The following is a 25,685-nucleotide window of genomic DNA, read 5'->3' as shown; positions in this document are numbered from 1 at the left end:
CGGTGAAACACCACCTTTCGAATTACACCGGATCATGCCTTTCCCACCCTGACATAGATCAGCGACGAAGCACGCGAGGCTATGGCATTGTGAACGCGTCAATTCCGTTTGCAGGGGCTTGCCGCCTCTCCATGTGATGGGTGTCGAACAAGGAGCCCGGATGTCCAACGATCCATACGAAGTGCTCGGCCTCACGAAGGCCGCCACGGCTGACGACATAAAGAAGGCGTATCGGAAACTGGTGCGGACAAGCCACCCCGATCTGCACCCAGACGACGCAGGGGCCGAGGCGCGGTTCAAGTCGATTTCTGCCGCCTACGAGATCCTGAAAGACCCCGAGACCCGCGCACGATACGATGCGGGAGAGATCGACGGCCTCGGCGCAGAGCGCCCTCAGCGGCAGTACTATCGTGATTTCGCAGGTGCCCCGAACAACACTTACCAACAAGGGCGCGGGTTCGGCGCGGATGCCGATCCAGCTGACATCTTCGCAGAAATTCTGCGCAATCGTACGGGGTCGTCCGGTGCTGACTTTGCCGACCGTGGATTTTCGGCCCATGGACCAGATATGCGCTATACGCTCGAGGTGCCGTTTCTGGATGCTGCAAGAGGCGCCGAGACTCGTATCACCTTGCCTGATGGCCAGAGCCTTGCAGTCAAGATCCCGCAGGGCACCGAAGACGGACAGACGCTGCGACTGCGCGGCAAGGGCGCGCCTGGCATGGGTGGCGGTGCAGCAGGTGATGCGCTCATCACCGTTCATGTCCGGCCCCATCCGGTTTTTCGTCGCGAGGGCGACGACATTCTCCTGACGCTCCCGATCACCATCGACGAGGCTGTTCTCGGCGGCAAGGTCACGGCACCGACCATCGACGGCCCGGTGGGCCTCACCATTCCGTCGGCGGCAAGCTCGGGCCAGGTCCTGCGTCTGCGGGCGCGCGGGGTTACACGTGCGGGGAGCAAGACGAAGGGAGATCAGCGGGTCGAGCTGAAGATCGTCGCGCCGCCTGACGTGGACGTTGGACTACGCGAGTTCCTTGCGGAATGGCGCAAGACCCATGCCTACGACCCGCGTGCCGATCTGATGAAAGGGGCCGGGACATGACAGACCGCTATTCCGAAGACGATGTCGTCGCGACCGTGACGCGGCTCACGCGCAGCCAGCTTGTCAGCTTCATCGAATGTAATTTCGTCAAGCCAGAGCGCGAAGCGGGCGCATATGTCTTTGGCCGCATAGATCTCGCGCGGCTGGAGCTTTTGTGCGATCTGTCCCAAGACCTCGATCTGGATGAGACCGGCCTGGGCATCGTGATTTCGCTCATCGACCAATTGCACGCCGCGCGGCAGGACCTTGCGACCTTGGCTGGCGTTATTGATGCCCTGCCAACAGAACTCCAGACAGGGATCATGGCAGAACTGAAAAAATCCTGAGCGGGACTTGGGCTGGACCCAAGAGGTTGTCCGCAAAAAAGACAAAACGCCACCCTTGTCCTCGGCACTTGCTTTGGCAGGTGGACCACACTGCGTCTGCCCCCATCACAGAACAACGACTGCTCTTGTCGGAAATTATTGGCAAGGTCTTTCTGGGTCTCGTCCGCTTACAGTGCCGATGGAGGAATGGAGCGAAACTGATTTAGCAGCAATCAGCAAGGCGGTGGTATGCACGTGAAAAGCGCAGGGGATCGCGCAACTTCGCAAACGTTTCTTGACGATCGCGTCCTGTCTGGATCGTGCGATGGAGAAAGGGGGCAGGTTCACAAACCCACCTAAACACCGCCGTTTGCCTGTCTTCACCCTCGGGGGGCTAGACTGCCCCAATTCGTGTGCAGTAAGTGTCCAACATGGTCCCGAAAACCGGATCGCGGACCATAGGAGAATTAGGAATGCCCCACAACGCAGCCACCGAGGCCGCGCGGTTATCTTCTGCGGCCATGATGGACGGTGGAGATTTTGATTTTATTTCAATCAGTTGAACGGCATCGTGTGCAGCGCATGTTCATGTTTCGATCGCGTTATCTCGCACTGCGTCGTGTGCATTTCGGTTTATGAAGCCGATTGGAACGAGATTGTATTTGGTATTGCGACATCGACGCTTTGAGTTGATGGCGACGTGCCCCCCCCGGCCTTTGGCTCTTTTGCGTCAATAGTAAGAACGGCCCAAAGCTGCCCTTCGCCGGTGCAGCCTTTGCCGCAGTGCAGCTTCTCTAGAACAGCCGTTTGTACATCGCGCGGCATTTTGTCGGTGTAAACGTCCGACAGTGGGTGTAGGATGAATGCGCTGCAACTGCAAGTTTGGCTGCAATACCATTGATTGCGGAAGTTAATTCTGAGTGTCTGAAGTCAGCGCGTTTTGCATCGATTTGAGGATTAGAACAGCGGCTGAGCTGTCTTTCATCATAGTTTTCAATCAACGAAGCTGCGCAAGACCATCCGCCGGAAGAAAACATCCGCATTGATTTCAAAAAAGATATCGAACCGGATGTCCTTCGCTAAACCTCAACTACCTTAGGTTTTGTTCGGCCTTGTATTTTCGAATACACCGAAGCTTTTGAACGATAGCAGCTCTTCCCCACGTGGGCGAATTTTTAGCCAGCTGCAACCCCGAAAACCATGCCCACAACAGCAGTCGCCGCCATGGCAAGCGCCCCCCAGAATGTCACACGCACAGCCCCCTTGATGATCCCGGCCCCACCTGCCGATGCGCCAAGTCCACCCAGAACGGCCAACGCAACAAGCGTTGTCACAGCGACGATCGAAGTGATCTGCGCCGTTGGCGACAGCGCAGCCACGACCAGCGGCACAACCGCGCCAATGCTGAAGGTCGCCGCTGAAACCAGCGCTGCCTGAAAGGGATGCGCCACGACGGTTTCAGAGATGCCAAGCTCATCGTGCGCATGCGCGCCAAGCGCGTCATTTGCGGTCAGTTTCTCAGCGACCTGACGGGCGAGTGTTTCATCCAAACCGCGCGCCACATAGATCCCGGTCAATTCAACCAACTCAGCCTCAGGCGTTTCCGCCAACTCCTTCGTTTCGCGCGCGATATCTGCCTGCTCCGCATCGGTTTGCGAACTGACCGAGACATATTCTCCCGCCGCCATGGACATGGCACCAGCTACAAGGCCTGCAAGTCCGGCAATCAGTACTTCGGGGCGTCCCGACCCCGCAGCGGCAACCCCGACGACAAGGGTCGCCGTCGAGACAAGGCCGTCATTTGCACCAAGGACCGCGGCCCGCAGCCAGCCGATCCGATGCACCATATGGGTTTCCGAGTGTGTCAGGCGGCTCACTATGCTTTTTCTTTTCGTTCAGCTTGGTTTGGAACTTTTCGGTCAAGTCCTTAAACACCCACTTACGGCTGTTCCGAAAACAGGCGACCAACGGCTTGGCTTTGAAAGCCGTTCTGGTCATCGCGCACCAGAAACAGCACATCCAGTCCACGTTGCTCGGCTAGCGTCGCCCCTGCATCAACCCCAAGAACCATCAGCGCAGTGGCCCATGCATCGGCTTCGGCACAGGTTTTCGCGATCACGGTCACCGAAGCGGGCGGCGCAAGGAGCGGCGCACCCCGTGAAAAGTCCATCGTGTGGGACAGGCGGCGGCCCTGCACCTCGACCCAATGGCGGTAATCGCCTGACGTGGCCACAGCGGCGTCGTGCAACGCAAGAACCGAATGCGGCGCTCGGCGCTCGGGATCAGGTGCTTCGACGGCGATGGTCCATGGCGAGCCATCAGGCCGCAACCCCACCGCGCGCATTTCACCGTCGATCCCGACCAGAGCCGCCGGAATACCGAGCGCAACCAACGTATCAGCCAGACGGTCAACCCCATATCCCTTGGCGATACCGTTCAAATCTAGTGTAATATCGGCGGTCTTGCGGACACGGGCGCCAGCAACATCAATCTCGAGCGCAGTCTCAACTCGACGACGCGCCATCGCAGCCCTGATGTGCGTAGGGTCGGCTTCATCCGCGCCGAAACCCCAAGCCGCCACCGCATCACCAAGCCCCATGTCAAACGCCCCGCCAGAGGCCCGCCCGACATCGCGCCCGAGCACCGAGACATCCAGCAACCGCGCTGGGACCGCCTGCCATACGCCGACAGGTGCCGCATTCAGGCGCATCAGGTCGCTGTCGGGTTTCCACGTTGACATCTGTGCGTCCACTTCATCCACTGCAGTCTGTAGCGCCCCGCGCGCGGACTCCGGATCAAAGCTTGGGTCTGCATGGAACTGCGCTGACCAGCGCGTGCCCATTGTTGGCCCATGCAGCGCGTAGCGAGTTGGATCAGTAGACATCTTCGACATAGCGTCCCTCTGCCCTCAACGCCTGCGGCGTCAGTCCCATTGGTTTCAGAATATCAGCTAGCGCATCCGTGACACCGGCCGCCATGCCTCGCCCGCCGCAAACCATAATGCGTGCACCGCCCTTGATCAGGCGGGCCACTTCGACACCCTCGGCACGCAGCGTGTCCTGCACGTAGCTTGGGTTGGCCGCGCGAGAGACCGCGGTGTCCAGACGGGTCAGACGACCCTCGGTCTGCCAATCTGAAAGGTCTTGCCCGTAAAGAAAGTCATTCTGCGGATGGCGCATACCAAAGAAGAGGTGAATGGGGCGATGCCCTTTGTTGCTACGAATGAACCCCGCCAGCGGGCCAATGCCCGTGCCGGCACCGATCAGGATCAGCGGTGCGCGGCCCTTGCCCGGTTTGAAGCCGGGATTGCGACGGATATATCCCTTGGCCGTATCCCCTAGAGCAAGCTGGGTCAGTTGCGCGGAACACAGCCCGCTAGGCTGACGCTTCACGACGATCTCGACGAACCCGTCGCGCCGGTCAGAAGCCAGAGAATACAGACGCGGGATTGCGGAACCTTCTGGCACGATAGCCAAAAGGTCACCCGCCTCAAATCGGGCAAAGCCTTGCCCTGTCAATTTTTGCCAAAGAGTCACGCGTGGCAGTGCAAAGCGCAGGATTGCGGTAGGTGCCTGCATTTCCGCCCCGTAGTCGCGGCGCGAAACCAGGGTCAGCATCTCGGTTGGGGGCACAATGGGCTGGTGGACCAGTTCAAGGTTAATGCCAAGCGCCTGACCCAACAGACGCCCCCAGCGCGCGAAATCCTGCGGCGACTGGCGGTCGATGGTGTCGAAGGGCAAAAGCATGTTCCAGCCCCGCGTTTTAGCCATTTCCGCAACCCTTTGGGCGTAGCGGCAATACTCCGGATAGCTGCGATCGCCAAACCCAAGCACTGCAATCGGTGCTGCGGGCGCGGTTCCCAGCGCTTTCAGACGATCAAGGAACCCTTTGGCGGTTTCCGGCGCATCGCCGTCGCCATAGGTTGCCGCAAGGATCACGAACCGCTGTGCCTTTGCGTGGTGCGCCGGATCAAAGCCGGACATCAGCCCGACATGGACTGTTTGCCCCGCCGCACTCAGTGCCTGATGAAGCGTCGCCGCAAAGCCCCAAGTGCTGCCCCCTTCGCTGCCAACCAGCAGGATCGTTTCGGCCTTGGCGGCCGGCTGGTTCCCGGGGATGCGCGGTCTGCTGCGCCGTCCTGCCAGCCAGACAAGGACACCCGTGACCCCCAACACCGGCACGCCCAATGCCATCAGCCCGAGAACCAGCCCAAGAAGTGCCGCCCCCTGACCGGTATGCAGCATGTAGATCGTCTCCGAAACGCGCTCCCAGCCGATCAGATCGGTCCAACCCAACGCCGCACCTGTCCCCTGGTCCAGATATCCTGTCCCCAGATCCGTCTTGAGGGTGAAGACGTCAGTCGCGTCATCCGGATAGGGAAAGTTCATTTCGCGCAGTTCAGCCACAGGGGTCTGTCCCAGCAAGTCGATGGACGCGATCGCAACGCCTGTCTCACCGCTGACATCGTTCGGAAAGGCTGGTGCGGATGCCGCGATGGGAAGCAGGTCGAAGGTAGACGCCGACATCCAGAGGGCCGTCATCGACGACAAGGCAAGACCCAGAACCGCGACCCGCGCAATTTCAACATGCAATCGGCCAGACAAAGGGCCCCGCAACGGCGCGAACCAGCGCCGCCAGCCACCGGCACGGCGCGCCACGAGGACAGACCCGGAAACGGAAAGGATCAGCATCGCCGCCGCACCAATGGCCATGGCGATCCGTCCGCCATCACCCAGAAACAACGACCGGTGCAGATTGGTCAGCCAGCGCTCGACCTGATTGGGGTCGGCAGACCCCACGCCCTGTCCCGTCGCAGGGTCGATCACCGCCGCCCCCGGCGTACCATCCACAAACCAGTAGGCCGTGATCTGACCCGAAGGAGACCGCCGGATCTGCTCGACCCCGGGATAGGCAGTCTGGATACGGGTTGCGAGCGTTGCCACGCTCAACTCGGATTGAGCCTGCGGCGCGGTCAGGCGCTCTGCCGCCGGAAAAACCGAAAGAGCGGCCCCGCTGAGGGTCAGGACAATGAGAAGGGTTGCGGCCAGAAGACCCGGCCAACGGTGTAGAGCGCGGATCATCGCCGGGCCTCCTTACATGTCGTAGGTGAAATCAGCGATGTATCGGCGGCCTTTGACCGGCGTGCCGGACCCGCCTGTCGTCAGGGGCACCGCAACTTCGTTCGGGCTGTCGCGCATGTCCTCGACTGCGGCGTCGATGTGGAGCGTATAGCCTGCATCAAACAGCGCATCAGCCAGATCAAGCGTGATCTCGAGCGTCCGACCTGCCCCAACACTGGCCCCGGTGATCCCGTTAATCTGTGCCGTGTCACCGGCAGTGGCGCGGTACCAGTCGCTCAGGTGTTCATAATATTTCGACTTGCCGCCAGCCATCCAGAGGCTGCCAACATAGGCCCCGGACGTGTCGGTGACATAGAGCGCAAGATACGCCCCGTCGCCGCCGTAACTGTTCATCGTTGTGGTCAATGTGACCGGGCGCGCCATTGCGAGCCCGGGAAGTGTGAGCGCCGTGGTCAGCGCCAGTGTTGCGAGAAGCGATTTCATGCGGAATGTGCCTTCTTATGGGAATTGGAATAAGTAGATATGCATCAGTTCATCTGAACTTTTGGCGCAGCCCCGTTGCCGAACAGACCGTTTTGCGGCGGAGCGACGGTGCCAGCAGGTGCTGCATTGCGCGCGCTGTTCCCGCAGTCATCGTCATCGTCATCGCAGTCATCATCGTCATCGTCGTCGTGGCGAGACCCGCTGCGGTATTTGCCGTCGTCGTCGTCATCGTCGTCCTCATACCTCGCGCCATTGCGATATTCGCGATCGTCATCATCGTCGCTGCTGGCAAGGATCAGCGGCATGGCGTCCTGACCGGCCTCGAAAACTGCCGCGAAAGGCAGAAATTCGCTATTGCTTGTGCGCGTAGCACTCCAGGCCGGTGCGGTGATGGCTGCGGATAGCGCGGTTGTTGCTGCAAGAAGGGCGAGTGTCTTTTTCATGGTCATGTCTCCGTTTGTGTGCTGAAATCAATCTGGAGACACCACCTGAGGTCTTCCTGACGTGACACGGTTTTTTGCTTCAGCTTGCCGTCAGAAAGACGTCAGAACGACGCCGGAAAGAAAAAAGGCCCCACCGAAGATAGCGGGGCCAGGGAAGCGTCGAAGGGACATTCGGCGCGGGGGAACGTTCAGGAAATATCGCCGGGACTTGGTGCGCGCTTGTCACCGGTGACCATGGACCGTGCGAGGTTTTCTTTGTGGCGGAAAGAGGTCAGAACAACCCCGCCGACATGGACTGCAATCAGCAATAGCATGAGGTAGGCCAGCACCTCATGTGCCTCTTCGACGGCTTCAGAGCCGCCTCCGCCATACCCTTCGTCGTCGCCATCGGCATAGGCCGGAGATACGATCTGCGGCAGGGCAGGCAGCATTGCAACACGGCCCTCATCTTCGAGCAGCCATCCCGTAAAGGCGGTGCCTGCGAGTGTCAGGAGCAAAGCAACGGTCATTGCGGCACCAGCAGGGTTGTGGCCGAGATACCGATGCTCCTTGCCGCGCACGACATCCCCGATATAGCTGATCGTCTGCGACGGTCCCCGCAGGAACTGTGAGAAACGGGCGTATTTGCTGCCGACAAGGCCCCAGATCAAACGGAACGCAATCAGTCCAGCAACAATGTAGCCCGCAATCTCGTGTACCGTGCTTAGCTCCTCAGCACTCAGATAGGCCACGACAAACGTGACAACCAAGCTCCAGTGAAAGACCCGGACCATAGGATCCCAGACACGGACTTTGGCTATAGATCTTTGCTCGGCTGAAGAAGCATCATGTGCAGATGTCTCAGTCATCGTCGTCATCCTCGTATTCGAATTCGATCATTTGAAGGGTCTGCGGATGAACGGTCACTTCGATCCGGCGCCCCTGTGCATCACGGCCATCAATTTCGTAACAACCATCATCGATCTTGATCCGACGCACGGTCCAACCGTTGTCCAGCGCCATCTGCGCCACTGCTTCCCGCGGCTGCCAGTCAGCCATGGGGACAAAACAGTCATCATCGTCGGCAATCGCAGCGCCCGCCGAAAGCGTCGCCAATACTGCGAGCATTGTCAGTGTCTTCTTCATGCGGCAAACTCCGGATTGCGGCCAACTTCACCAGACCATGCGCCATCAACCTGACAGGTTCCTGAAGCTCGCGGGCTGATGTGCGTCAGCCTCGCGTAAGCTGGACTGTTCAAAACGGCATAAGACCCAAAGGAGCCCGACACCTATGCGTATCCTGCTGATCGAGGACGACACCGTTCTGGGAGAAGCCGTACGCGACCAGATCGCCGCAGATGGCCACTCTGTGGATTGGGTGACACGGCTTGATGCAGCGGGGGATGCAATGGCGGTTGCCGCCTATGATCTGCTTCTGCTTGACCTCATGCTGCCCGATGGTCGTGGCATTGGCTTTCTGAAGACGATCCGAAATCGGGGTGACGTGACCCCGGTGATCATCCTGACAGCCCTTGACCAGATTTCAGACCGGATCGAAGGATTGAATGCGGGGGCTGACGATTATCTGGTCAAACCTTTCGACCTGTCGGAGCTCACCGCCCGGATCGGATCGGTCGCACGCCGGTATAGCGGCAATCCAAACCCAATCATTACCCACGGCGCGCTGGACATCGACCTTGCCTCGCGCAGCATCCACCGGAACGGAAAACCAGTCCAGCTGACCGCGCGCGAATGGGCGCTGTTCGATGCGTTTCTGGCACGCCCGGGGCAGCTGCTGTCGAAAACACAGCTTGAAGACAAGCTCTATGCCCACGGGGCCGAAATCGAAAGCAACACCATCGAAGTCCATGTTAGCCGCCTGCGCAAGAAACTTGGGGCTAACGTGATACAGACCGAACGCGGCATGGGCTATCGTCTGGGCCCATCATGAGGCTGCCACGGAGCCTCCAGGCCCGTTTGGCGCTGTCCTTGGGTATCGGGCTGACGCTTTTGTGGATCGCGACTGCCTCGGTGACGGCGGTAAACCTGCGCCACGAAATGGACGAGGTCTTCGACTCCGCCCTGCAGGAGACGGCGCAACGCCTTCTTCCGCTGGCCGTGCAAGAGATTGTCGGCCGCGAAGATGACGGCGTGACCCAGCGCCTTGGCGCCATCCGCGAACATACCGAGTTTTTTACTTACATCGTTCGGGACTCGCAGGGGCGCATCCTGCTGCAATCGCATGCCGCTGATCCGGACATATTCCCTGCTTATGACGGGACCGGGTTTCGTCAGACCGCAACCCACAGGCTTTACAACGAGGATGCCTTGCAGGGCAGCGTTCGCATTTCGGTGGCCGAACCGCTGGACCACCGCGCCACGGTCGCACAGGAAATCCAGATGGGGCTGGGCCTGCCGCTTCTGGTCGTGATACCGCTTGCGCTGCTCGCTATCGTGCTGGCGGTCCGGGCAGGCCTTGGACCCATTCGCCGTTTTCGAGAACACTTGGAGGCTCGGGATGCGCGCGACCTTTCACCTGTTCCGACGACAGGAATTCCATTGGAAATTGTTCCGATGGCGACAACCCTGAACGGACTTCTTGGACGTTTGAAAGACGCGTTCGATGCGGAACGCAGCTTTGCCGCCAATGCCGCACATGAGTTGCGAACACCCCTCGCTGGGGCTATCGCGCAGGCGCAAAGGTTGCAGTCAGAAACAGATGACCCCGCAGCTTCTGCGCGGGCAGCAGACATCGAGGCCACGCTGAAACGGCTGACACGCCTGTCAGAACGCTTGATGCAACTCGCCCGCGCAGAAGGCGGCCGTCTGCGACTGGACAAAACCTCAGACTTGCGCGGCATCGCGCGGATTATTGTGGACGAGATAGAACGCGCCTCATTGCCGGGCCGCATCGTGCTGACGCTTCCCAACGGACCGGTCGTTTCAGATCTGGACCCGGACGCCTTTGGCATCCTCTGTCGCAACCTGATTGAAAACGCGATCCGACACGGCGCGGAGAACGAAGCAATAGACGTGTCCCTAGCCCAAGACGGCACATTGAGCGTGGCAAACGCAGGGCCCGTCGTTCCGCAAGAAAGACTGGAAAACCTGACCACCCGTTTTGAACGAGCAGGCCCGAACACCACCGGAAGCGGTCTCGGCCTTGCGATTGTCGCGGCTATCGCGGAACGGGTCGGGAGCCAGCTCATACTCAATTCGCCCCGCACGGGCATGGAAGATGGTTTCGAAGTGAGCATCAGGCTACCCACCTCACCGTCGCTCAGTTAGCACTCAGTGATTAAGAAGCGTCCAGTTTTTCTGAGTCTCGGCATTCTGTCGCAGCAATTGCAAAGCCAGGCCGCGTGAAAGTCCAATCGCAATGGTGAGGTCGGCAAACGCAATCATGCGTCGCATAGTGCGTTAAGCGTGGTGGATATATTTTGATCCGGCTGTTCTGCATATCTATTCCGGCGCACGGAAGGCGACAAAGAAGGTCTCGCCATGATCCGCTGCCAGTCGCGTTCTCTGGCCATGGGCAAAAGCCTCCATAATCTCCGGCAGGGTCAGTTCTAGATCGCGCAGAATGGCATGGTTGGTGACCGTGAACCCGGCGGCCTGCAAGGGCTCAAGATGCACGGGCTGCAGGAACTGGACAATTGTCGCCTCGGCATCGCGGACCGGGTCGTAGCCGTCGCGGAACTGCTGATTTTGATGAAGGGGATCAATTACTCAGTCACCGCAAACGAGTAGATACCTGCGCTTATCAAAGCGCAATTTGATGTATCGACGATTTCGATCATCAAAGTCCGCTTTGGAGCACTCTAGAGTGTGTCCGCTGCAGAGCGGCGAACTTCCGCTTTCCGCCGATTCTGTGGAAAAACAACGTGTTGCTGGCGCAGAAAGTGGTGATCTGCACAGCGAGCGAGCGCCTTTCTGGTCAGGCTTTTCGCATTTTCTGCGGTGCAGGAAAGATCTTGGCCAGTTTTCGGAGATTCTGGGCGGTGGCGGCGAGCAGGAATTCGTCATTCGCACCGCATGGTCCACGTAATCGGAGTCGGTTCAGGCCAAGGATCCGCTTGAGGTGGGCGAAGAGCATTTCGACCTTCTTTCGCAGCTTCATCGAGATCACGTATTGGTCGGTCTTTGCAATGTCGCGGGCGACCTGCCGAGCATCTTCATGTTCCTCGCGGGTGATAGACCGGAAGCCCATGTTCGGGCAGCAGCGCGCCTTTGATGGGCAGGCCTGGCAGGTGTGCTTCAAACACCGGTATTTGGCGACGCCCTTGCCGGTCGGGCCGCGATTGGGATCGGAGTAGTTCCGGCGGAACTGCTTCAGCTCGTGGCCCTCAGGGCAAATGTATTGGTCGTTCTTCGCATCCCATTCAAAGTCGGCGCGGGTCCATGTCCCGTCATTGCGCCCTGACTTGTCGAAGACAGGGATGTGCGGAGCAATTTTGCGGTCAACCAACCATCCTAACATCGGCGCGGTACCATAGGCGGTATCCGCGATCAGCCGCTCTGGATGAAGGTCGAACTTGGTCTTCACGCGCTCCAGCATGGTCTTGGTCGAACCGACCTCGGCCTGGCGGATTGAGCGCGTGGCCTCAACGTCCACGATGACACCATGGTCGGTGTCGATCAGGTAGTTGTCGGAATAGCTGAAGAATGCCGGGCCCTTGCGGGCGGCCGTCCATTGGCTGGCCGGGTCGGAATGGGACGTGAACTTGGGCTGCACCTCGCTCGCGGCACCGAACGCCGCCTCATCCAGGGTGGCGAGATACTCACGCACAGCGCGGGGCGCGTCGGCCGGATCGACCTGCGCCGGATCCCACTCTTCCTTCGGCGTCGAGTTCTGCTTGTTGGCATCCGCCTCAATGAGGCTGGCATCAACCGCCATGCGCTGGCCGCTGACCAGGCCCTCATCGATACAGCGGGAGACCGTCGTCTCGAACAAATGCCGTAGCAGTTCGCTGTCACGGAACCGACCATGTCGGTTCTTCGAAAAGGTCGAATGATCAGGGACACGGTCACTCAGATCAAGCCGACAAAACCAGCGATATGCCAGGTTCAGATGGACTTCCTCGCAGAGTCGGCGCTCCGACCGGATGCCGAAGCAATAGCCCACCAGCAGCATCCTGATAAGGAGTTCAGGGTCGACCGACGGCCGCCCGGTATGGCTGTAGAAATCGGCGAGGTAGCTGCGGATCCCTGACAGATCGACGAACCGATCGATAGACCGCAACAGGTGGTTCTGCGGGACATGATCCTCGAGCGAGAACTCATAGAACAGCGCCGGTTGCGCCTCCTGCCGCCGTCCCATCATCGCCAATCCTCCCATCCCCTACAGGAATTGAATCAGCCGACGGCCCTCCGATCAAGGGCGAGTTTTTCAACAGAATACGCCGTTCGTGTCGAATGCTGCACGCAACGCGAAGGTTTGAGAAACGCTTGTTCATTTATCGTTGCGCGTCATAGCAATGTCCGCCCCTTGGATCGCTTTGGCGGTGAGCATATTTCAGCCGTGGCTCGTGAACAGATTGAGTTTCGGGGTTGGTGTCAGCTGTGGACCCACCCAAAAACCGCCAATTGCCTGTCTTTACACGGGGTAGGGTGGCGGTACGTCTTTCGTGTGCGTATGATGTGCACAGTGGGTCAGTCCCAAGCGATGGCGGACCCTTGGAGATTGCTGAATGCCTTTGAACGCAGCCACCGAGGCCGCGCGCCTTTCTTCTGCGCCGATGATGGATTGGACCGATCGTCATTGTCGGTTCTTCCATCGGCAAATCAGTCGGCAGGCGCTGCTGTATACCGAGATGGTCACGGCACCGGCGCTCGTGCGTGGGGGGGCGGTGCATCTGCTTGACCACAGTCGCGAGGAGCATCCGGTGGCGTTGCAGCTCGGCGGTTCGGACCCGAGCGAATTGGCTGAGGCGGCGCGGATGGGGGCTGAGGCCGGGTATGATGAAATCAACCTCAATGTTGGGTGTCCGTCCGACCGGGTTCAGTCGGGCACATTCGGGGCCGTGTTGATGAAGACGCCAGCGCTGGTGGCGGATTGCGTCGCGGCCATGAAAGCCGTTGTTGCGGTGCCGGTTACGGTGAAGTGCCGCATCGGGGTTGATGATCAGGACCCGGAAACAGTGCTGCCCGATTTCATTCAGCGGATTGCAGATGCCGGCTGCGACTACCTCATCATCCACGCGCGTAAAGCTTGGTTGCATGGATTGTCCCCTAAAGAGAACCGGGACATCCCGCCTCTGGATTACGACCTTGTCCTTCGCATGGCGGCCCGCTTTCCCGATATGCCGATGTCGATCAATGGTGGCATCGAAACGCTGGATGCTGCCGAGGCGCTGATCGCACGTGGTTTGCACGGTGCGATGATTGGGCGCGCAGCCTACCATCGTCCCTGGGATATTCTGTCCGAGGTCGATGCGCGGCTGTTTGGAGTTCAGCCGATACGCAGGTCGCGGGAAGATGTTATTGACGCGATGCGTCCCTACATCGAAATGCATCTGGATGAGGGTGGCAAGTTGCATCAGATCACACGGCATATGCTGGGGCTCTTTGCAGGGCAGCCGGGCGCGCGGACGTGGCGGCGGGTGTTGTCAGAAAAGGCCAACCGGCCGGGTGCCGGTGTTGCGCTTCTTGACGAGGCGCTGGAGCAGATGCGCCAGCCGGACGCGATGACGGGCTGACGATGCTGAGGGATTGGCCGGATTGCGGCTTTGTGCGTTTCGGGTGGCACACGGATACGTTTCGCTGGGCCGAGGCCGCACATGTGGTTGCTCAGAAGGTCGCACGGGATCCGGAGATGATCTCGAAATGGCTGCAATGCCAGGGCACCTGGTTTGTCGGTGTCGATGCATTGCCATCGAGTCCCAACGGCTCTGTCTCTGGAGTTCCGCTCGCGGGGCCGGCCAAAGACCGGATCGGGGCAAGAGATGACCTGCATCCAGCGCAGCTTTCGATCATGTATCCGGGGTATCCCCAACCGCGCGCCGGCGAAAAGGAGGCGGCATTCCGATATCGCCTGAAGCGCGATGCTGCCCACATGGATGGTCTGATAGCCGACGGAGAACCAAAGCGGCGGTATCTACGCGAGAGGCATGACTGGATTCTCGGCCTGCCGCTCACCGAGACCTCGCCGGGAGCCAGCCCTCTCGTGGTCTGGGAGGGCAGCCATCTCATCCTTCAAAGCTGCATGATCGAGGCATTGGGCCATTTGCCAGAAGCAGACTGGCCGTACATCGACATAACGGACGTCTACCAGACGGCCCGAAAGCGCGTTTTCGAGACATGCCGACGGATTCCGCTCTTTACACGTCCGGGCGAGGCGGTTTTACTAAACCGGTTTCTGTTGCACGGCGTCGCGCCATGGCAGCCGGGTTCAGTTGCCCCTCGTGAGGGTCGAATGGTCGCATATCTGCGTCCTGAATCACGTAAATCAGGGGACGACTGGATAAGGCAAAAATAAGGCGTTGCCACATTCCAAAGAGGTTGCCGCGACAATGCGCAGGTCGCGGTCGAAACTGTTGCGAGTTTCCTAACAATCTCGTTCAAATTGTCGATTTTATTATGGGGACAGGTTAGGCCGGGCGTAAGTTGAACGCCAATCGGTAATCTTGGGATTAACGTTCAATGGAATACGCAGCACTTTTGGCCCTCACGCTCATTGGCCTGACAGCAGGCCTTTTCGTGGATTCGGGCGACGATGACGACGATACGGATGGCGCAACGGATGGATCGGGCGGCACTGGCTCGGGCGGCACGGACACTGGCGGCACGGACACTGGTGGAACTGGTGGCGGTGGCTCCGATACGGACGGCATTGTCACATCCGATGGTGTGGCCTTTGGCACCGAGGGTGGTGACAGCATCACAGCGACCGCAGGAGCGGAGACCGTCGTCGGCGGCGGAGGTGACGATCAGATCACCGGGAACTCCAGCGACAATATCCTCGACGGTCAAATTGGCGACGACAGCGTTTTTGGCGGCGGTGGCGATGATCAGGTGTTTGGCAGCGAAGGCAATGACTCGGTCGATGGCAACTCGGGTGATGACCTTGTTGCAGGCGGTACGGGCAATGACATCATCGCCGGTGGGCTTGGCAATGACTCGCTCTTCGGGGATGCCGGAAACGATCTTCTCAACGGGCAGGAAGACAATGACGTGCTGTCCGGCGGCGATGGCAATGACACCATGTTCGGTGGACCCGGCAGCGACACCTTGTTTGGCAATGCCGGTAACGACAGCCTTGTCGACGGCGATGGTGACGATTCGCTGATCGGTGGCGCCGGTTCCGACACGCTGGACGGTGGCCCCGGTGACGACCAACTCTTTGGCATCTGGGACGGGAATGATGATGCCATTGTGAGTGCGCGCGATCTCGACGATCCTGACGTTCTGTTGGGCGGCGAGGGCAATGACGATATCCAGATGGGCAGTGGCGACACCGCCTTTGGTGAAGGTGGCGACGACGTCTTCTATACCGGCACTTGGGTTGACCCGAACAACGCACCTGAAATCATCGACCTCGATTCAGATGAAGTGGTGATTGTATCGGTACCCGTCGGGGCCTCTGCATCAGGATCGGTTACAATTGAAACCGACGGGGTGACAGGCGACAGTGTGGTCCAGTTCAATGGTCAGACCGTTGTCGTGGTCTCTGCAGGTGCGGGACCGGTCTCACTTGACCAGATCCTCGTTGTGGAAAGCACTTCGATCGCTCAACCGACAGTCTGAGTTTCCAGAACTTTATGCCGCGCCAAAAACTGTGATTTTTCAATGGCGCAGGAACATGATAACCATAGCCGCAGAGTAAGCGGTACCCGAAGGGAAAAGAGATGAGACTTGCCCTGTTGATATTCGCCCTGATCGCGTCTCCCGCGTTCGCGCGCGATGTGCCACCAGAGCCGCCGACCTACGACAAGCCGACCTTCGAGCGTCCGTCGACGCCACCGTCAACGCCACCGAACGGGACGCCGCAGAATCCGGAAGACCCGGATGATAAACCGCGTCCGGTCAAGGCCGTTCCGAAACCGGCGCCGGTGTCGTGTCCGAAGGTGAAATGCGTCACCGATGAAAACGGTCACCGCCGCGCCATGTTCACGGCGGATGTGCAGCCTGACATGTATTACCTTGGCCGCAATTTCTGCGCCACGGCGCCCAAGGATGTCGAAGTGACGGCCTGCTGTCTCGAGAAAGAGGATCACACTTACCAGATCCTCTACAATGTTCAGGTCAGCAAAAAGGCCCATTGGAAGGCGAAACAGTTCTGCACCTGTGTGCTCGAACTGGACTGAAGACGAGATTTACGTCGACGATCAAAAGAACCTCCGGGGCCAATGGCCCCGGTTTTTTTGTCTGCGTTCGAAAGTTCCCGAATAGGGCAGGTCAGCGCAGCAACCGGGCCGCGCGTCCGCCGCGGCGCTTGGTCAGTTGTCCCGCGCGCGACGGCAGTTCCGCCATGACCGCGCGGCGGGCCTCGGGCGACATCCGCGACCATGCGCCGATCTCGTCGATGGTGCGCAGACATCCTGTGCAAAGACGGCTTTCCGGATGCACCACGCAGATCTTCACGCAGGGGCTTTCGATCTCGTCACGGCTCCAGATGTCGTCTTTCATCGGTGCGGCTTCCTTCATGCGTGCGCCTGAATATGGCGCAACCGGTCCAGCGCCCCTTGCAGGATATAGCTTGCGGCCACGTGGTCGATCACCTCTGCGCGACGCTTTCGTGACGTATCCGCCTCCAGCAGTGCTCTTTCTGCCGCAACTGTCGACAAGCGCTCGTCCCAAAAAGTGATCGGACGGTCCCAGAGCGCCGCGAAATTCCGCGCAAAGGCCCGTGTCGACTGGCAGCGCGGACCTTCTGAGCCATCCATGTTGCGGGGTAGACCAAGCACCAGCCCGGCGATGTCGCGCTTGGCCAGAATCGTCAGCAGCGCTTCAGCATCCAATCCGAACTTCTTGCGTTTGACGGTCTCGAGTGGTGTCGCCACGCTGCGCATCCCGTCGGACACGGCCACCCCGATGGTCTTGGTGCCAAGATCCAGTCCAGCAATCGCCCGCATCGGCGGCAGCAAAGGGGCGAATTCAGAGATGTCCTCGTAAACCAAGGGCTTACAGCACCAGTCCGGCGGCGCGTGCACCCTCGCGCACGACCTCAAGCGCATCAGGATTGTCGGCAAAGACTTCCTGTGCGTTATTCCAGACGGCAATCGCCTGCGCCTCGTCACCCAGAACACCCAATGATGAGATCAGCCGTGCCCATTCCTCCGGCGTGCCACCTTCTGTGGCCAGCCGGTCCGAGAGGCGCGCGACCATGCCGCGGATCATCTCCTGACGGTCCTCGGCGCTCATCTCGCCGGCGGCTTCGACATCGTCGGCGCTGGGTCCGGGCAGTCCGGCAATCGTAGGCACCTGGTAATCGGAAATCCCGGCGCGGAAGGCCATTTCCTCGATCTGCGACAGGATCGGGGGCAGCCACGCCGCGTCCGCCGGGCTCTGCCGCAGCAGCCGGTCCCATAGCCGGAACGCGACATCCGGCCGTCCGGTCTGCGCCATCATCAGCCCCATGTAATAAAGCGACACGCCATTATCCGGCTCACGCGTCAGGGCAGCCTCAAGCACGCGCTCGGCCTCGGGCGACACGTAACCTCCGGCAGCCAAGACCATCATGTCCGCAAGATCTGCATAGTCCTTGCCGGTGGCCGCATCGCCCTTGATCGACAAAACCTGCTGCTGCGCGGTGTAGGCGGCCACGTAATTGCCCATCGCCGCCTCGGACCGCGCCAAAAGCACATGCCCCTGAAGATCGCCCGGTCGCTCTGCAACGGCGCTGCGCAGGCGCTGAACCAGTGCCGCATATTCCGGCTGTATCTCGGTTGCATCCGTCGCCGGGATCTGACCCTCCGCCTCTTGCTGGGACGGGCGGTTCTGGCGCGCCAGTTCGGCCATCTCCATCCGCGAGGCAAGTCCCAGATCGCCATAGCCCGGAGCGCCGATTTGCGCATAAAGCCAGTAGCTTCCACCGACGAGCGTGGCCGCAATCACCGCCGCGACCACCAGACCCAAAGAGCGCGGCTGCGCTCCGGCGTCCCCGGTCGACTGCGTCTTGGCATCCGCCACGAGAATGCGCCGCGAAATCTCGGTCCTCAGACGCTCTGCATCCTCTTCGGAAATCACCCCACGGGCCAGATCGCGGTCCACCTCGGTCAATTGGTCGCGGTACACCTGCAGGTCAAACGCCTCTGCCGGACCGGTGTGCCGCTGACCCCGCAACAGGGCCAACGCCAAAAGGCCGGCCATGCCGATGGCAAGAAGAGCGGTCGCGATCCAGAAAAACGTCATCGTTTGCAAAATCCACAAGCTGTTTCACCGTCATGTATAGTCGCAAGCCGCTTGAAAAAAGGGCAAAACCCCGTGACAAAGCGCCATGTCGCAAAATCACGTCAAAAGGGCGCTGTGAGTATCCGCTTGCCGCCCCGTTCGGTCCACATATCCGTCAAATCACCCAAGCTTCGAGTCGCGCCCCATGAAACGCTATTCCGCCTTTGCCGTTGCCCGTGAAGCCCTCCGCTACCACACCGGATGGGAACGGGCCTGGCGCAAGCCCGAGCCGAAGAAGAAATACGATGTGATCATCGTGGGGGCAGGGGGCCACGGCCTCGCCACGGCCTATTACCTTGGTAAGAATTTCGGCATCAAGAATGTCGCGGTGATCGAAAAGGGCTGGCTGGGCGGCGGCAACACCGGCCGCAACACCACGATCATCCGCTCGAACTACCTTCAGGATCCAAGCGCCGCGATCTATGAAAAGGCGCGGTCCCTCTATGAGACTCTGTCGCAGGACCTGAACTACAACGTCATGTTCAGCCCGCGCGGCGTGATGATGCTCGCCCAGACCGAACACGAGATCCGGGGCTACAAGCGCACCGCCCACGCCAACAACCTGCAAGGCGTCGAGACCCAGTTCATCGGCCCCGCCCGTGTGAAGGAACTGTGCCCGATCATCGAACTGAAAGGCCCGCGCTACCCGGTCCTCGGCGCGCTCTGGCAACCGCGCGGCGGCACCGCGCGCCATGACGCCGTGGCCTGGGGCTATGCCCGCGCCTGTTCGGACATGGGTATGGACATCATCCAGCAATGTGAAGTCACCGCGATCCGTCAGGAAGGTGGCAAGGTCAAAGGCGTGACCACCACCAAGGGTGAAATCGACTGCGACAAGCTCGGTATCGTCGTCGCCGGTCACTCCGGCGTGCTGGCCGAAATGGCGGGCTTCCGCCTGCCCATCGAATCCGTCGCGCTTCAGGCGCTGGTCTCCGAGCCGATCAAGCCCTGCATGGACGTGGTCGTCATGGCCAACACCGTGCACGGTTATATGAGCCAGTCCGACAAGGGCGAAATGGTCATCGGCGGCGGTGCCGACGGCTATAACAACTACACCCAGCGCGGGTCGTTTCACCATGTCGAGGAAACGGTGCGTGCCCTGATCGAGACCTTCCCGATGATCTCGCGCCTCAAGATGCTGCGCTGGTGGGGCGGGATCGTCGACATGACCGGCGACCGCTCGCCCATCCTGTCAAAAACGCCGCTCGACGGCTGCTTCATCAACTGCGGCTGGGGCACCGGCGGCTTCAAGGCGATCCCCGGCTCCGGCTGGGGCATGGCAGAGCTGATCGCCAAGGGCTACTCGCCGCTCACCGCCGAGTTTGGCCTCAACCGCTTCCGCGAGGGCCGGTTCATTGATGAGAGCGTTGCGGCGGGGGTGGCGCATTGATGGATGGGTTCGGTTCTTCAACGCCCGTCATCGTCGAAACGGCTGCTAAGGTAATCCGCATTTCGGATACCTCCGCCATCACGATGCGGCCCGCGCTCTTTTCGTTTCCAAAGGACGAAAATTACAAAGAAGAGGCCAAAGAAAACAGCCTCACGAAGCAAGTGTTCGAAAAAATACGCCATGTGACCTGCAAGAAAGTGGGTTCGCCAAGCAATAGCCAAACACTGTGGCGCTATTTGGACAGATCGGAAGTCGCAAAATGCTCCTAATCACCTGCCCCTATTGCGGCGTGGCGGCCGAAGAAACCGAACTGCATGGTGGCGGCGAAGCGCATCTGAAACGCTTTGGCCCCGACTCCAGCGATGACGATTTCACCGGTTACCTGTTCCACCGCGAAAACCCCAAAGGCGTGCATTTCGAACGCTGGCGGCATGTGAACGGCTGCGGCAAGTGGTTCCACGCGGCGCGCTGCACCAACACGCTCGAAGTCTTCGGCACCTACAGCGCCCAGACGACGGAGCCGCCGAAAGACATCCTCGACACCATCCGCGCCAAACGCCCCGGATTCAAATGGAGGGACATCGCATGACCCTTCATCTTGCCAAGAAAACTCCCGCCGGAGGCTCCGACGCTTCCGCCAGCGCCAAGGTCTGACTTATGAGCACCCGCGTTCAAACCCAGGGCCGCCTGATCAATCGCGACCGGCCTGTGTCCTTCAAGTTCAATGGTACCCTGATGAAGGGCTACAAGGGCGACACGCTCGCCTCGGCGCTTTTGGCCAATGACCAGATGCTGATGGGGCGCAGCTTCAAGTACCACCGCCCGCGCGGCGTTGTGGCGTCGGGATCCGAGGAACCCAACGCTCTGGTCAATCTTGGGACAGGCAATCAGCTTGAACCGAACCAGCGTGCTACGACGACCGAGATTTTCCACGGCCTGACCGCCACCAGCCAGAACCACTGGCCGTCGCTCGATTACGACATCGGCATCGTCAACAACGTGCTTGCCCGCTTCTTGAGCGCGGGCTTCTATTACAAGATGTTCATTCATCCGCGCCCGTTCTGGAAATGGATCTACGAACCCTTCATCCGCCACTCCGCCGGTCTGGGCAAAGCCCCGGATGCAGAGGCCCGCGACGAAGACCGCTACGAGCATTTCTACGCGTTTACGGACGTTCTGGTGATCGGCGGCGGGGTTGCTGGCTTGCAATCCGCTCTGACCGCCGCCCGCGCCGGGGCAAAGGTGCTTCTTCTGGAGCAGACCGCCCATTTGGGGGGGCGTGCCCCGGTCGATGGCGGCACCATCGACGGGATGACGCCCGAGGCATGGGTCGAGAAGGCTCGCGCCGAGCTTGAGGCGATGCCCAACGCCCAGATCCGCACCCGTACCATGGGCGCGGGCGTCTATGACCACGGCTACGTGCTGGGCTACGAACGTCTGACCGACCATGCGCCCGAAGCCCCCGGCCCGCGCCACCGCCTGTGGCGCATCCGTGCGGCCCAGATCATCACCGCAACCGGGGCCATCGAACGCCCGCTGTCTTTCGCGGGCAACGACATTCCCGGCGTGATGCTGGCCTCTGCGGTGCGCGATTACCTCGTGAACTACGGCGTCAGCCCTGGTGACCGCACGGTTGTCGTCACCAACAATGACGACGCCTACCGCACCGCGATTGCGCTGGTGCTGGCGGGTCTCAAGGTGCCCGCGATCCTTGACGCCCGTCCGCAGGGGGGTGGCGCGCTGATGGACGAGGCCAAGGCGCTTGGCATCCGGGTCGAAACCGGCGCGGCAGCGGTCAAGGTCAAAGGCGCGAAACGTGTGCATTCCGTCTGCCGCGGCGTGCAGGCAGGCGAAGGCGAAGTGCTGGAAGAGATCTTCTGCGATGCCGTCGCTATGTCCGGCGGCTGGTCGCCGGTGGTGCATCTCTGGTCCCATTGCGGCGGCAAGCTGACATGGGATGCATATCAGGCCGCCTTCCGCCCCGATCACGACCGCGCACCGACCAGCCATGATGGGCAGGCATTTGTCATCGCATCTGGTGCTGCCGACGGTGCGTTCCATCTTAAGGACGTGCTGCAGAACGCTGCTAACGCTGGAAAAACCGCCGCAGAGCGTGTCGGTGCAGAAAAGGGCGACAGCGCCGCGCCAACCGGCGATGCGCCCGATGAAGCGCCGCTTGTTCCGGTCTGGATGATGCCGCAGGGCGCGCAGAAGAAACTGCGCATGAAAGCATGGCTCGACTATCAGAACGACGTGAAGGTCTCGGACGTGCAACTGGCCGCGCAAGAGGGGTTCGAGAGCGTCGAACACACCAAGCGCTACACCACGATCGGCATGGCGACAGACCAAGGCAAACTCAGCAATATCAACGGTCTTGCGACCCTTGCTCATGCATTAGATGCAGAGATTCCGCAGGTCGGCACAACCACCTTCCGCCCGCCATACACGCCCATCTCGATGGGCGCGATCGCCGGTGAAGCGCGCGGCGAGATTTTTCAGCCGATCCGCAAGACCCCGATGCACGGCTGGCACGAAGCCAACGGTGCGCATTGGGAACCGGTCGGCCATTGGCGGCGTCCCTATGCCTTCCCGCGCAAGGGCGAAAGCGTGCATGACGCGGTGAACCGCGAAGTGCTTGCCACCCGCAAGAGCCTCGGCCTGCTAGACGCCTCGACCCTTGGCAAGATCATCGTCAAGGGGCCGGACGCGGGCCGTTTCCTCGACATGCTCTACACCAACATGATGAGCACGCTGAAACCGGGCAAATGCCGCTATGGGCTGATGTGCACCGAAAACGGGTTCCTGACCGATGACGGCGTGGTCGCGCGGATCGACGAGGACACGTTCCTCTGCCACACCACCACCGGCGGCGCGGACCGCATCCATGCCCATATGGAAGAGTGGCTGCAAACCGAATGGTGGGACTGGAAGGTCTGGACCGTCAACGCCACGGAACAGTTCGCACAGGTCGCTGTCGTGGGCCCCAACGCCCGCAAGCTCTTGGAAAAGCTGGGCGGCATGGAGGTGTCCAAAGAGGCGCTGGCCTTTATGGAGTGGAAAGACGGCGAACTGGGCGGCTTCCCCGTGCGGGCCTATCGCATCTCGTTCTCTGGTGAACTCAGCTATGAAATCGCCGTGCCCGCCAATCTGGGCCGCGCGTTCTGGGACAAACTGATCGAGGCCGGGAAGGAGTGGGACATCACGCCTTACGGCACCGAGGCGCTGCATATCATGCGGGCCGAAAAGGGCTTCATCATGATCGGCGACGAAACCGACGGTACGGTGATCCCGCAGGATCTGGGCCTCGACTGGGCGATCTCGAAGAAGAAGGAAGACTACATCGGCAAACGCGCACAAGCGCGGTCGCACATGACCGATCCCAAACGCTGGAAGCTGGTGGGTCTGGAAACTCTGGATGGGTCGGTCCTGCAGGACGGCGCTTATGCGATTGCCGAAGGTACTAACGAAAACGGCCAGACCAACACCGAAGGTCGAGTGACCTCGACCTATTTCAGCCCGACCCTGAACAAGGGCATTGCGATGGGGCTTGTCCTGAACGGGCCTGACCGGATGGGCGACGTGATCACCTTCACCAATGGCGGCAACCCGCCCAAGAAAGCCCGGATCGTGAACCCGGTCTTCTTTGATCCCGAGGGGGAGAAGCAGAATGTCTGACGTGGCACTGGCGCTGGGTGGCGCATCCTTTGAGGGTCTGGTGACGATCAAAGAACTGGCTGGGCAGGGCATGGTGACCCTGCGTGGAGATCTGACCGATCCCACCATCATCAATGCGGTCAAGGACGTGTTCGGCGTGACCCTGCCGGGCACCCGCGAAACCGCCTTCCACGGCAACGCGGGCGCGCTTTGGATGTCGCCTGACGAAGCGCTTTTGCTGTGCCCTTATGAAGAGGCGCAGAACAAAGCCAATGACTTGGTCGCCAAACTGGCAGGCGCGCATGCCTTGGTTGTCAATGTCTCGGACGCCCGCGCGGTGTTCCAGCTCAAGGGCAGGGCACTCCGCGAAGTGATCGCCAAGCTCTCTCCCGTGGATATGAGCCCGGAAGCATTCCAGCCCGGAATGGTCCGCCGCACGCGCATGGCACAGGTGGCTGCTGCGTTCTGGATGGATGATGTGAGCACTGCGCGGGTGGTCTGTTTCCGGTCGGTGGCTGCATATATGTTCAAATTGCTCAGCACCGCTGCCGACGAAAATTCGGCTGTCCGACACTTTTCGTCTTAAAGTAGACTTGCGTTGGTCAAATTCGCCTGTTCTTCTCCGTCGAAGAGATATTGACGGAGACAACAGTGAAACGACTAATTGCATCAATCGGCACAATTTTCATGCTGGCCACCCCGGCCATTGCGCAAACGACCTATACCTGTGCATTGAAAGAAGCAGGGACATCCAAGTGGATTCCAGCAGTCCTGTTTGTCGGTCATGATCCTGCAAATGACCGCGTCGTGATCTCGGATGACATTGTTCTTACGTTCAACAATCGCAAACCGATTGAAGGCCAGGTTGTTACGGAAAACAACAAGCGCGTTACCTTTAGCTGGGAAGTCAAAATTAAGGATTCGCGCGGACAGACGGCCCGGATGCAGTATCGGGCCACATGGGTCAAAGCCGCGAAACGCATGAATGTCGTGGCGACCCCATTCGGATATGCAAATGGCTTCCAAGGATACGGCTCCTGCCAGGTTGCTTCCCGCTGATCCATGTCCCCAATTTACAACTGCGCTGATTGGGCGAATTTATTGAGTGAACCAATGCCGCCTTCGGAGCGTTGAGGAAAAGAAGGCCGACCTGAGGCTTGACCTCGGCGTAACGCCGCATCAGGTATGCCTGTGTAATTTGACGCACCAACGAGGGGACACCACCATGGCTTTCGAACTTCCTGACCTGCCTTACGCCCACAACGCGCTGGCCAGCAAAGGCATGTCCAAAGAGACACTCGAGTACCACCACAACCTGCACCACAAGGCCTATGTCGACAATGGCAACAAGCTGATCGCCGGGACCGAATGGGACGGCAAGTCGATGGAAGAGATCATCAAAGGCACATACAACGCCTCTGCCGTTGCTCAGAACGGGATCTTCAACAACATCAGCCAGTTGTGGAACCACAATCAGTTCTGGGAAATGATGGGCCCGGGCGACAACAAGATGCCGGGCGAGCTTGAGTCGCGCATCGCCGATGCGTTCGGCTCGGTCGAGAAGTTCAAGGAAGACTTCTCTGCTGCTGGCGCAGGCCAGTTTGGCTCTGGCTGGGCATGGCTGGTTGTCGATACCGACGGCACTCTCAAGATCACCAAGACCGAGAACGGCGTGAACCCGGTCTGCTTTGACCAGACAGCACTTCTGGGCTGCGACGTGTGGGAGCATTCCTACTACATCGATTTCCGCAACAAGCGTCCGGCGTATCTGGCCAACTTCCTCGACAACCTCGTCAACTGGGAAAACGTGGCAGAGCGACTGTCGAACGCCTGATCGGTTTGACACTGACATCG

General features: G+C 60.1%; 27 protein-coding genes. 16 read left to right on the top strand and 11 right to left on the bottom strand.

Translation table 11 applies throughout. The features are described from left to right. Positions 1 to 160 precede the first annotated feature (160 nt). Both ACMVPR_RS08075 and ACMVPR_RS08070 read left to right on the top strand, forming a co-directional pair. Positions 161 to 1,105: a DnaJ C-terminal domain-containing protein gene (locus tag ACMVPR_RS08075; RefSeq protein ID WP_416882410.1), complete on the top strand. Its 945-nt coding sequence runs from the start codon at positions 161 to 163 to the stop codon at positions 1,103 to 1,105. Next, positions 1,102 to 1,431 (top strand): chaperone modulator CbpM, encoded by a 330-nt coding sequence (locus ACMVPR_RS08070; RefSeq protein WP_416882409.1) that lies wholly within the window; start codon positions 1,102 to 1,104, stop codon positions 1,429 to 1,431. Before ACMVPR_RS08075 ends, ACMVPR_RS08070 begins: the two co-directional genes overlap by 4 nt. Positions 1,432 to 2,585: 1,154 nt before the next feature. Here ACMVPR_RS08070 and ACMVPR_RS08065 read toward each other — a convergent pair. From ACMVPR_RS08065 to ACMVPR_RS08035, 7 genes are all read right to left on the bottom strand, one after another. After that, positions 2,586 to 3,287, bottom strand: a complete 702-nt coding sequence (locus tag ACMVPR_RS08065) for a VIT1/CCC1 transporter family protein (RefSeq protein WP_416882408.1) — start codon at positions 3,285 to 3,287, stop codon at positions 2,586 to 2,588. Positions 3,288 to 3,349: 62 nt separating this feature from the next. Continuing rightward, positions 3,350 to 4,303, bottom strand: coding sequence for an FAD:protein FMN transferase (locus ACMVPR_RS08060; RefSeq protein WP_416882407.1), 954 nt, complete (start codon positions 4,301 to 4,303; stop codon positions 3,350 to 3,352). Further along, entirely contained in the window at positions 4,284 to 6,491 is a 2,208-nt protein-coding gene (locus ACMVPR_RS08055) for a PepSY domain-containing protein (protein ID WP_416882406.1), read from the bottom strand. Before ACMVPR_RS08055 ends, ACMVPR_RS08060 begins: the two co-directional genes overlap by 20 nt. A 12-nt stretch (positions 6,492 to 6,503) precedes the next feature. Next, positions 6,504 to 6,974, bottom strand: a complete 471-nt coding sequence (locus tag ACMVPR_RS08050) for a DUF2271 domain-containing protein (RefSeq protein WP_416882405.1) — start codon at positions 6,972 to 6,974, stop codon at positions 6,504 to 6,506. A gap of 44 nt (positions 6,975 to 7,018) precedes the next feature. Beyond that, positions 7,019 to 7,417, bottom strand: coding sequence for a hypothetical protein (locus ACMVPR_RS08045; RefSeq protein WP_416882404.1), 399 nt, complete (start codon positions 7,415 to 7,417; stop codon positions 7,019 to 7,021). Positions 7,418 to 7,605: 188 nt separating this feature from the next. Continuing rightward, a complete protein-coding gene (locus ACMVPR_RS08040; RefSeq protein ID WP_416882403.1) occupies positions 7,606 to 8,265 on the bottom strand; it encodes a cytochrome b/b6 domain-containing protein in 660 nt (219 codons plus the stop codon). Then, a complete protein-coding gene (locus ACMVPR_RS08035; RefSeq protein ID WP_416882402.1) occupies positions 8,258 to 8,542 on the bottom strand; it encodes a PepSY domain-containing protein in 285 nt (94 codons plus the stop codon). The genes ACMVPR_RS08040 and ACMVPR_RS08035 overlap by 8 nt, the downstream gene beginning before the upstream one ends. 145 nt (positions 8,543 to 8,687) lie before the next feature. Between ACMVPR_RS08035 and ACMVPR_RS08030 the strand changes: the two genes are divergently transcribed. The 3 genes from ACMVPR_RS08030 to ACMVPR_RS08020 all read left to right on the top strand — a co-directional run bounded on the left by ACMVPR_RS08030 (position 8,688) and on the right by ACMVPR_RS08020 (position 11,146). Beyond that, positions 8,688 to 9,347, top strand: a complete 660-nt coding sequence (locus ACMVPR_RS08030; protein ID WP_416882401.1) for a response regulator transcription factor — start codon at positions 8,688 to 8,690, stop codon at positions 9,345 to 9,347. After that, complete coding sequence (locus ACMVPR_RS08025) at positions 9,344 to 10,684, top strand: ATP-binding protein (RefSeq protein ID WP_416882400.1); 1,341 nt, start codon at positions 9,344 to 9,346, stop codon at positions 10,682 to 10,684. Before ACMVPR_RS08030 ends, ACMVPR_RS08025 begins: the two co-directional genes overlap by 4 nt. A gap of 300 nt (positions 10,685 to 10,984) precedes the next feature. After that, entirely contained in the window at positions 10,985 to 11,146 is a 162-nt protein-coding gene (locus tag ACMVPR_RS08020; protein ID WP_416882399.1) for a hypothetical protein, read from the top strand. Between the two features lie 187 nt (positions 11,147 to 11,333). On the opposite strand, the gene ACMVPR_RS08015 is transcribed toward ACMVPR_RS08020, so the two are convergent. After that, on the bottom strand, positions 11,334 to 12,719 hold the full coding sequence (locus ACMVPR_RS08015; protein WP_416882398.1) for an IS1182 family transposase: 1,386 nt from the start codon (positions 12,717 to 12,719) through the stop codon (positions 11,334 to 11,336). 367 nt (positions 12,720 to 13,086) lie between these two features. On the opposite strand from ACMVPR_RS08015, the gene dusA reads away from it, so the two are divergent. The 4 genes from dusA to ACMVPR_RS07995 all read left to right on the top strand — a co-directional run bounded on the left by dusA (position 13,087) and on the right by ACMVPR_RS07995 (position 16,701). Next, positions 13,087 to 14,094, top strand: coding sequence for a tRNA dihydrouridine(20/20a) synthase DusA (dusA, locus tag ACMVPR_RS08010; protein WP_416882397.1), 1,008 nt, complete (start codon positions 13,087 to 13,089; stop codon positions 14,092 to 14,094). 116 nt (positions 14,095 to 14,210) lie between these two features. After that, positions 14,211 to 14,873 carry a hypothetical protein gene (locus ACMVPR_RS08005; RefSeq protein ID WP_416882396.1) on the top strand — a complete coding sequence of 221 codons (663 nt, stop codon included), beginning with the start codon at positions 14,211 to 14,213 and terminating at the stop codon, positions 14,871 to 14,873. A gap of 164 nt (positions 14,874 to 15,037) precedes the next feature. Continuing rightward, complete coding sequence (locus ACMVPR_RS08000; protein ID WP_416882395.1) at positions 15,038 to 16,141, top strand: calcium-binding protein; 1,104 nt, start codon at positions 15,038 to 15,040, stop codon at positions 16,139 to 16,141. A 101-nt stretch (positions 16,142 to 16,242) separates the two neighbouring features. Further along, positions 16,243 to 16,701: a hypothetical protein gene (locus tag ACMVPR_RS07995; protein WP_416882394.1), complete on the top strand. Its 459-nt coding sequence runs from the start codon at positions 16,243 to 16,245 to the stop codon at positions 16,699 to 16,701. 91 nt (positions 16,702 to 16,792) lie between these two features. On the opposite strand, the gene ACMVPR_RS07990 is transcribed toward ACMVPR_RS07995, so the two are convergent. The 3 genes from ACMVPR_RS07990 to ccmI are packed head-to-tail and all read right to left on the bottom strand — an operon-like array spanning position 16,793 to position 18,748. After that, positions 16,793 to 17,023, bottom strand: coding sequence for a DUF1289 domain-containing protein (locus ACMVPR_RS07990; RefSeq protein WP_416884638.1), 231 nt, complete (start codon positions 17,021 to 17,023; stop codon positions 16,793 to 16,795). Between the two features lie 14 nt (positions 17,024 to 17,037). Then, the gene (gene ruvX, locus ACMVPR_RS07985; protein ID WP_416884637.1) at positions 17,038 to 17,469 is read right to left on the bottom strand and encodes a Holliday junction resolvase RuvX; all 432 of its coding nucleotides are present in this window, start codon (positions 17,467 to 17,469) and stop codon (positions 17,038 to 17,040) included. A 49-nt stretch (positions 17,470 to 17,518) separates the two neighbouring features. Then, a complete protein-coding gene (gene ccmI / locus ACMVPR_RS07980; protein ID WP_416882393.1) occupies positions 17,519 to 18,748 on the bottom strand; it encodes a c-type cytochrome biogenesis protein CcmI in 1,230 nt (409 codons plus the stop codon). 184 nt (positions 18,749 to 18,932) lie between these two features. Here ccmI and ACMVPR_RS07975 point away from each other — a divergent pair, with 184 nt between their 5' ends. The 7 genes from ACMVPR_RS07975 (at position 18,933) to ACMVPR_RS07945 (ending at position 25,665) form a co-directional block, all read left to right on the top strand. After that, positions 18,933 to 20,177, top strand: a complete 1,245-nt coding sequence (locus tag ACMVPR_RS07975) for a sarcosine oxidase subunit beta family protein (RefSeq protein ID WP_300580975.1) — start codon at positions 18,933 to 18,935, stop codon at positions 20,175 to 20,177. After that, complete coding sequence (locus ACMVPR_RS07970; protein ID WP_416882392.1) at positions 20,177 to 20,446, top strand: hypothetical protein; 270 nt, start codon at positions 20,177 to 20,179, stop codon at positions 20,444 to 20,446. The genes ACMVPR_RS07975 and ACMVPR_RS07970 overlap by 1 nt, the downstream gene beginning before the upstream one ends. After that, a complete protein-coding gene (locus tag ACMVPR_RS07965) occupies positions 20,437 to 20,766 on the top strand; it encodes a sarcosine oxidase subunit delta (RefSeq protein WP_292307667.1) in 330 nt (109 codons plus the stop codon). Before ACMVPR_RS07970 ends, ACMVPR_RS07965 begins: the two co-directional genes overlap by 10 nt. Positions 20,767 to 20,834: 68 nt before the next feature. Continuing rightward, positions 20,835 to 23,852, top strand: coding sequence for a sarcosine oxidase subunit alpha family protein (locus ACMVPR_RS07960; RefSeq protein WP_416882391.1), 3,018 nt, complete (start codon positions 20,835 to 20,837; stop codon positions 23,850 to 23,852). Next, positions 23,845 to 24,417, top strand: a complete 573-nt coding sequence (locus tag ACMVPR_RS07955; protein WP_416882390.1) for a sarcosine oxidase subunit gamma — start codon at positions 23,845 to 23,847, stop codon at positions 24,415 to 24,417. Before ACMVPR_RS07960 ends, ACMVPR_RS07955 begins: the two co-directional genes overlap by 8 nt. A gap of 65 nt (positions 24,418 to 24,482) precedes the next feature. After that, positions 24,483 to 24,890, top strand: a complete 408-nt coding sequence (locus ACMVPR_RS07950) for a hypothetical protein (protein ID WP_300580964.1) — start codon at positions 24,483 to 24,485, stop codon at positions 24,888 to 24,890. Positions 24,891 to 25,056: 166 nt separating this feature from the next. Continuing rightward, a complete protein-coding gene (locus tag ACMVPR_RS07945; RefSeq protein ID WP_416882389.1) occupies positions 25,057 to 25,665 on the top strand; it encodes a superoxide dismutase in 609 nt (202 codons plus the stop codon). Positions 25,666 to 25,685: the final 20 nt, after the last annotated feature.

The sequence above is a fragment of the Marivita sp. genome, assembly GCF_048006345.1.
Taxonomy (GTDB): Bacteria; Pseudomonadota; Alphaproteobacteria; order Rhodobacterales; family Rhodobacteraceae; genus Marivita.
Note: the sequence above shows the minus strand (reverse complement) of the source record. Positions and strands in the feature narration are given on the sequence as shown.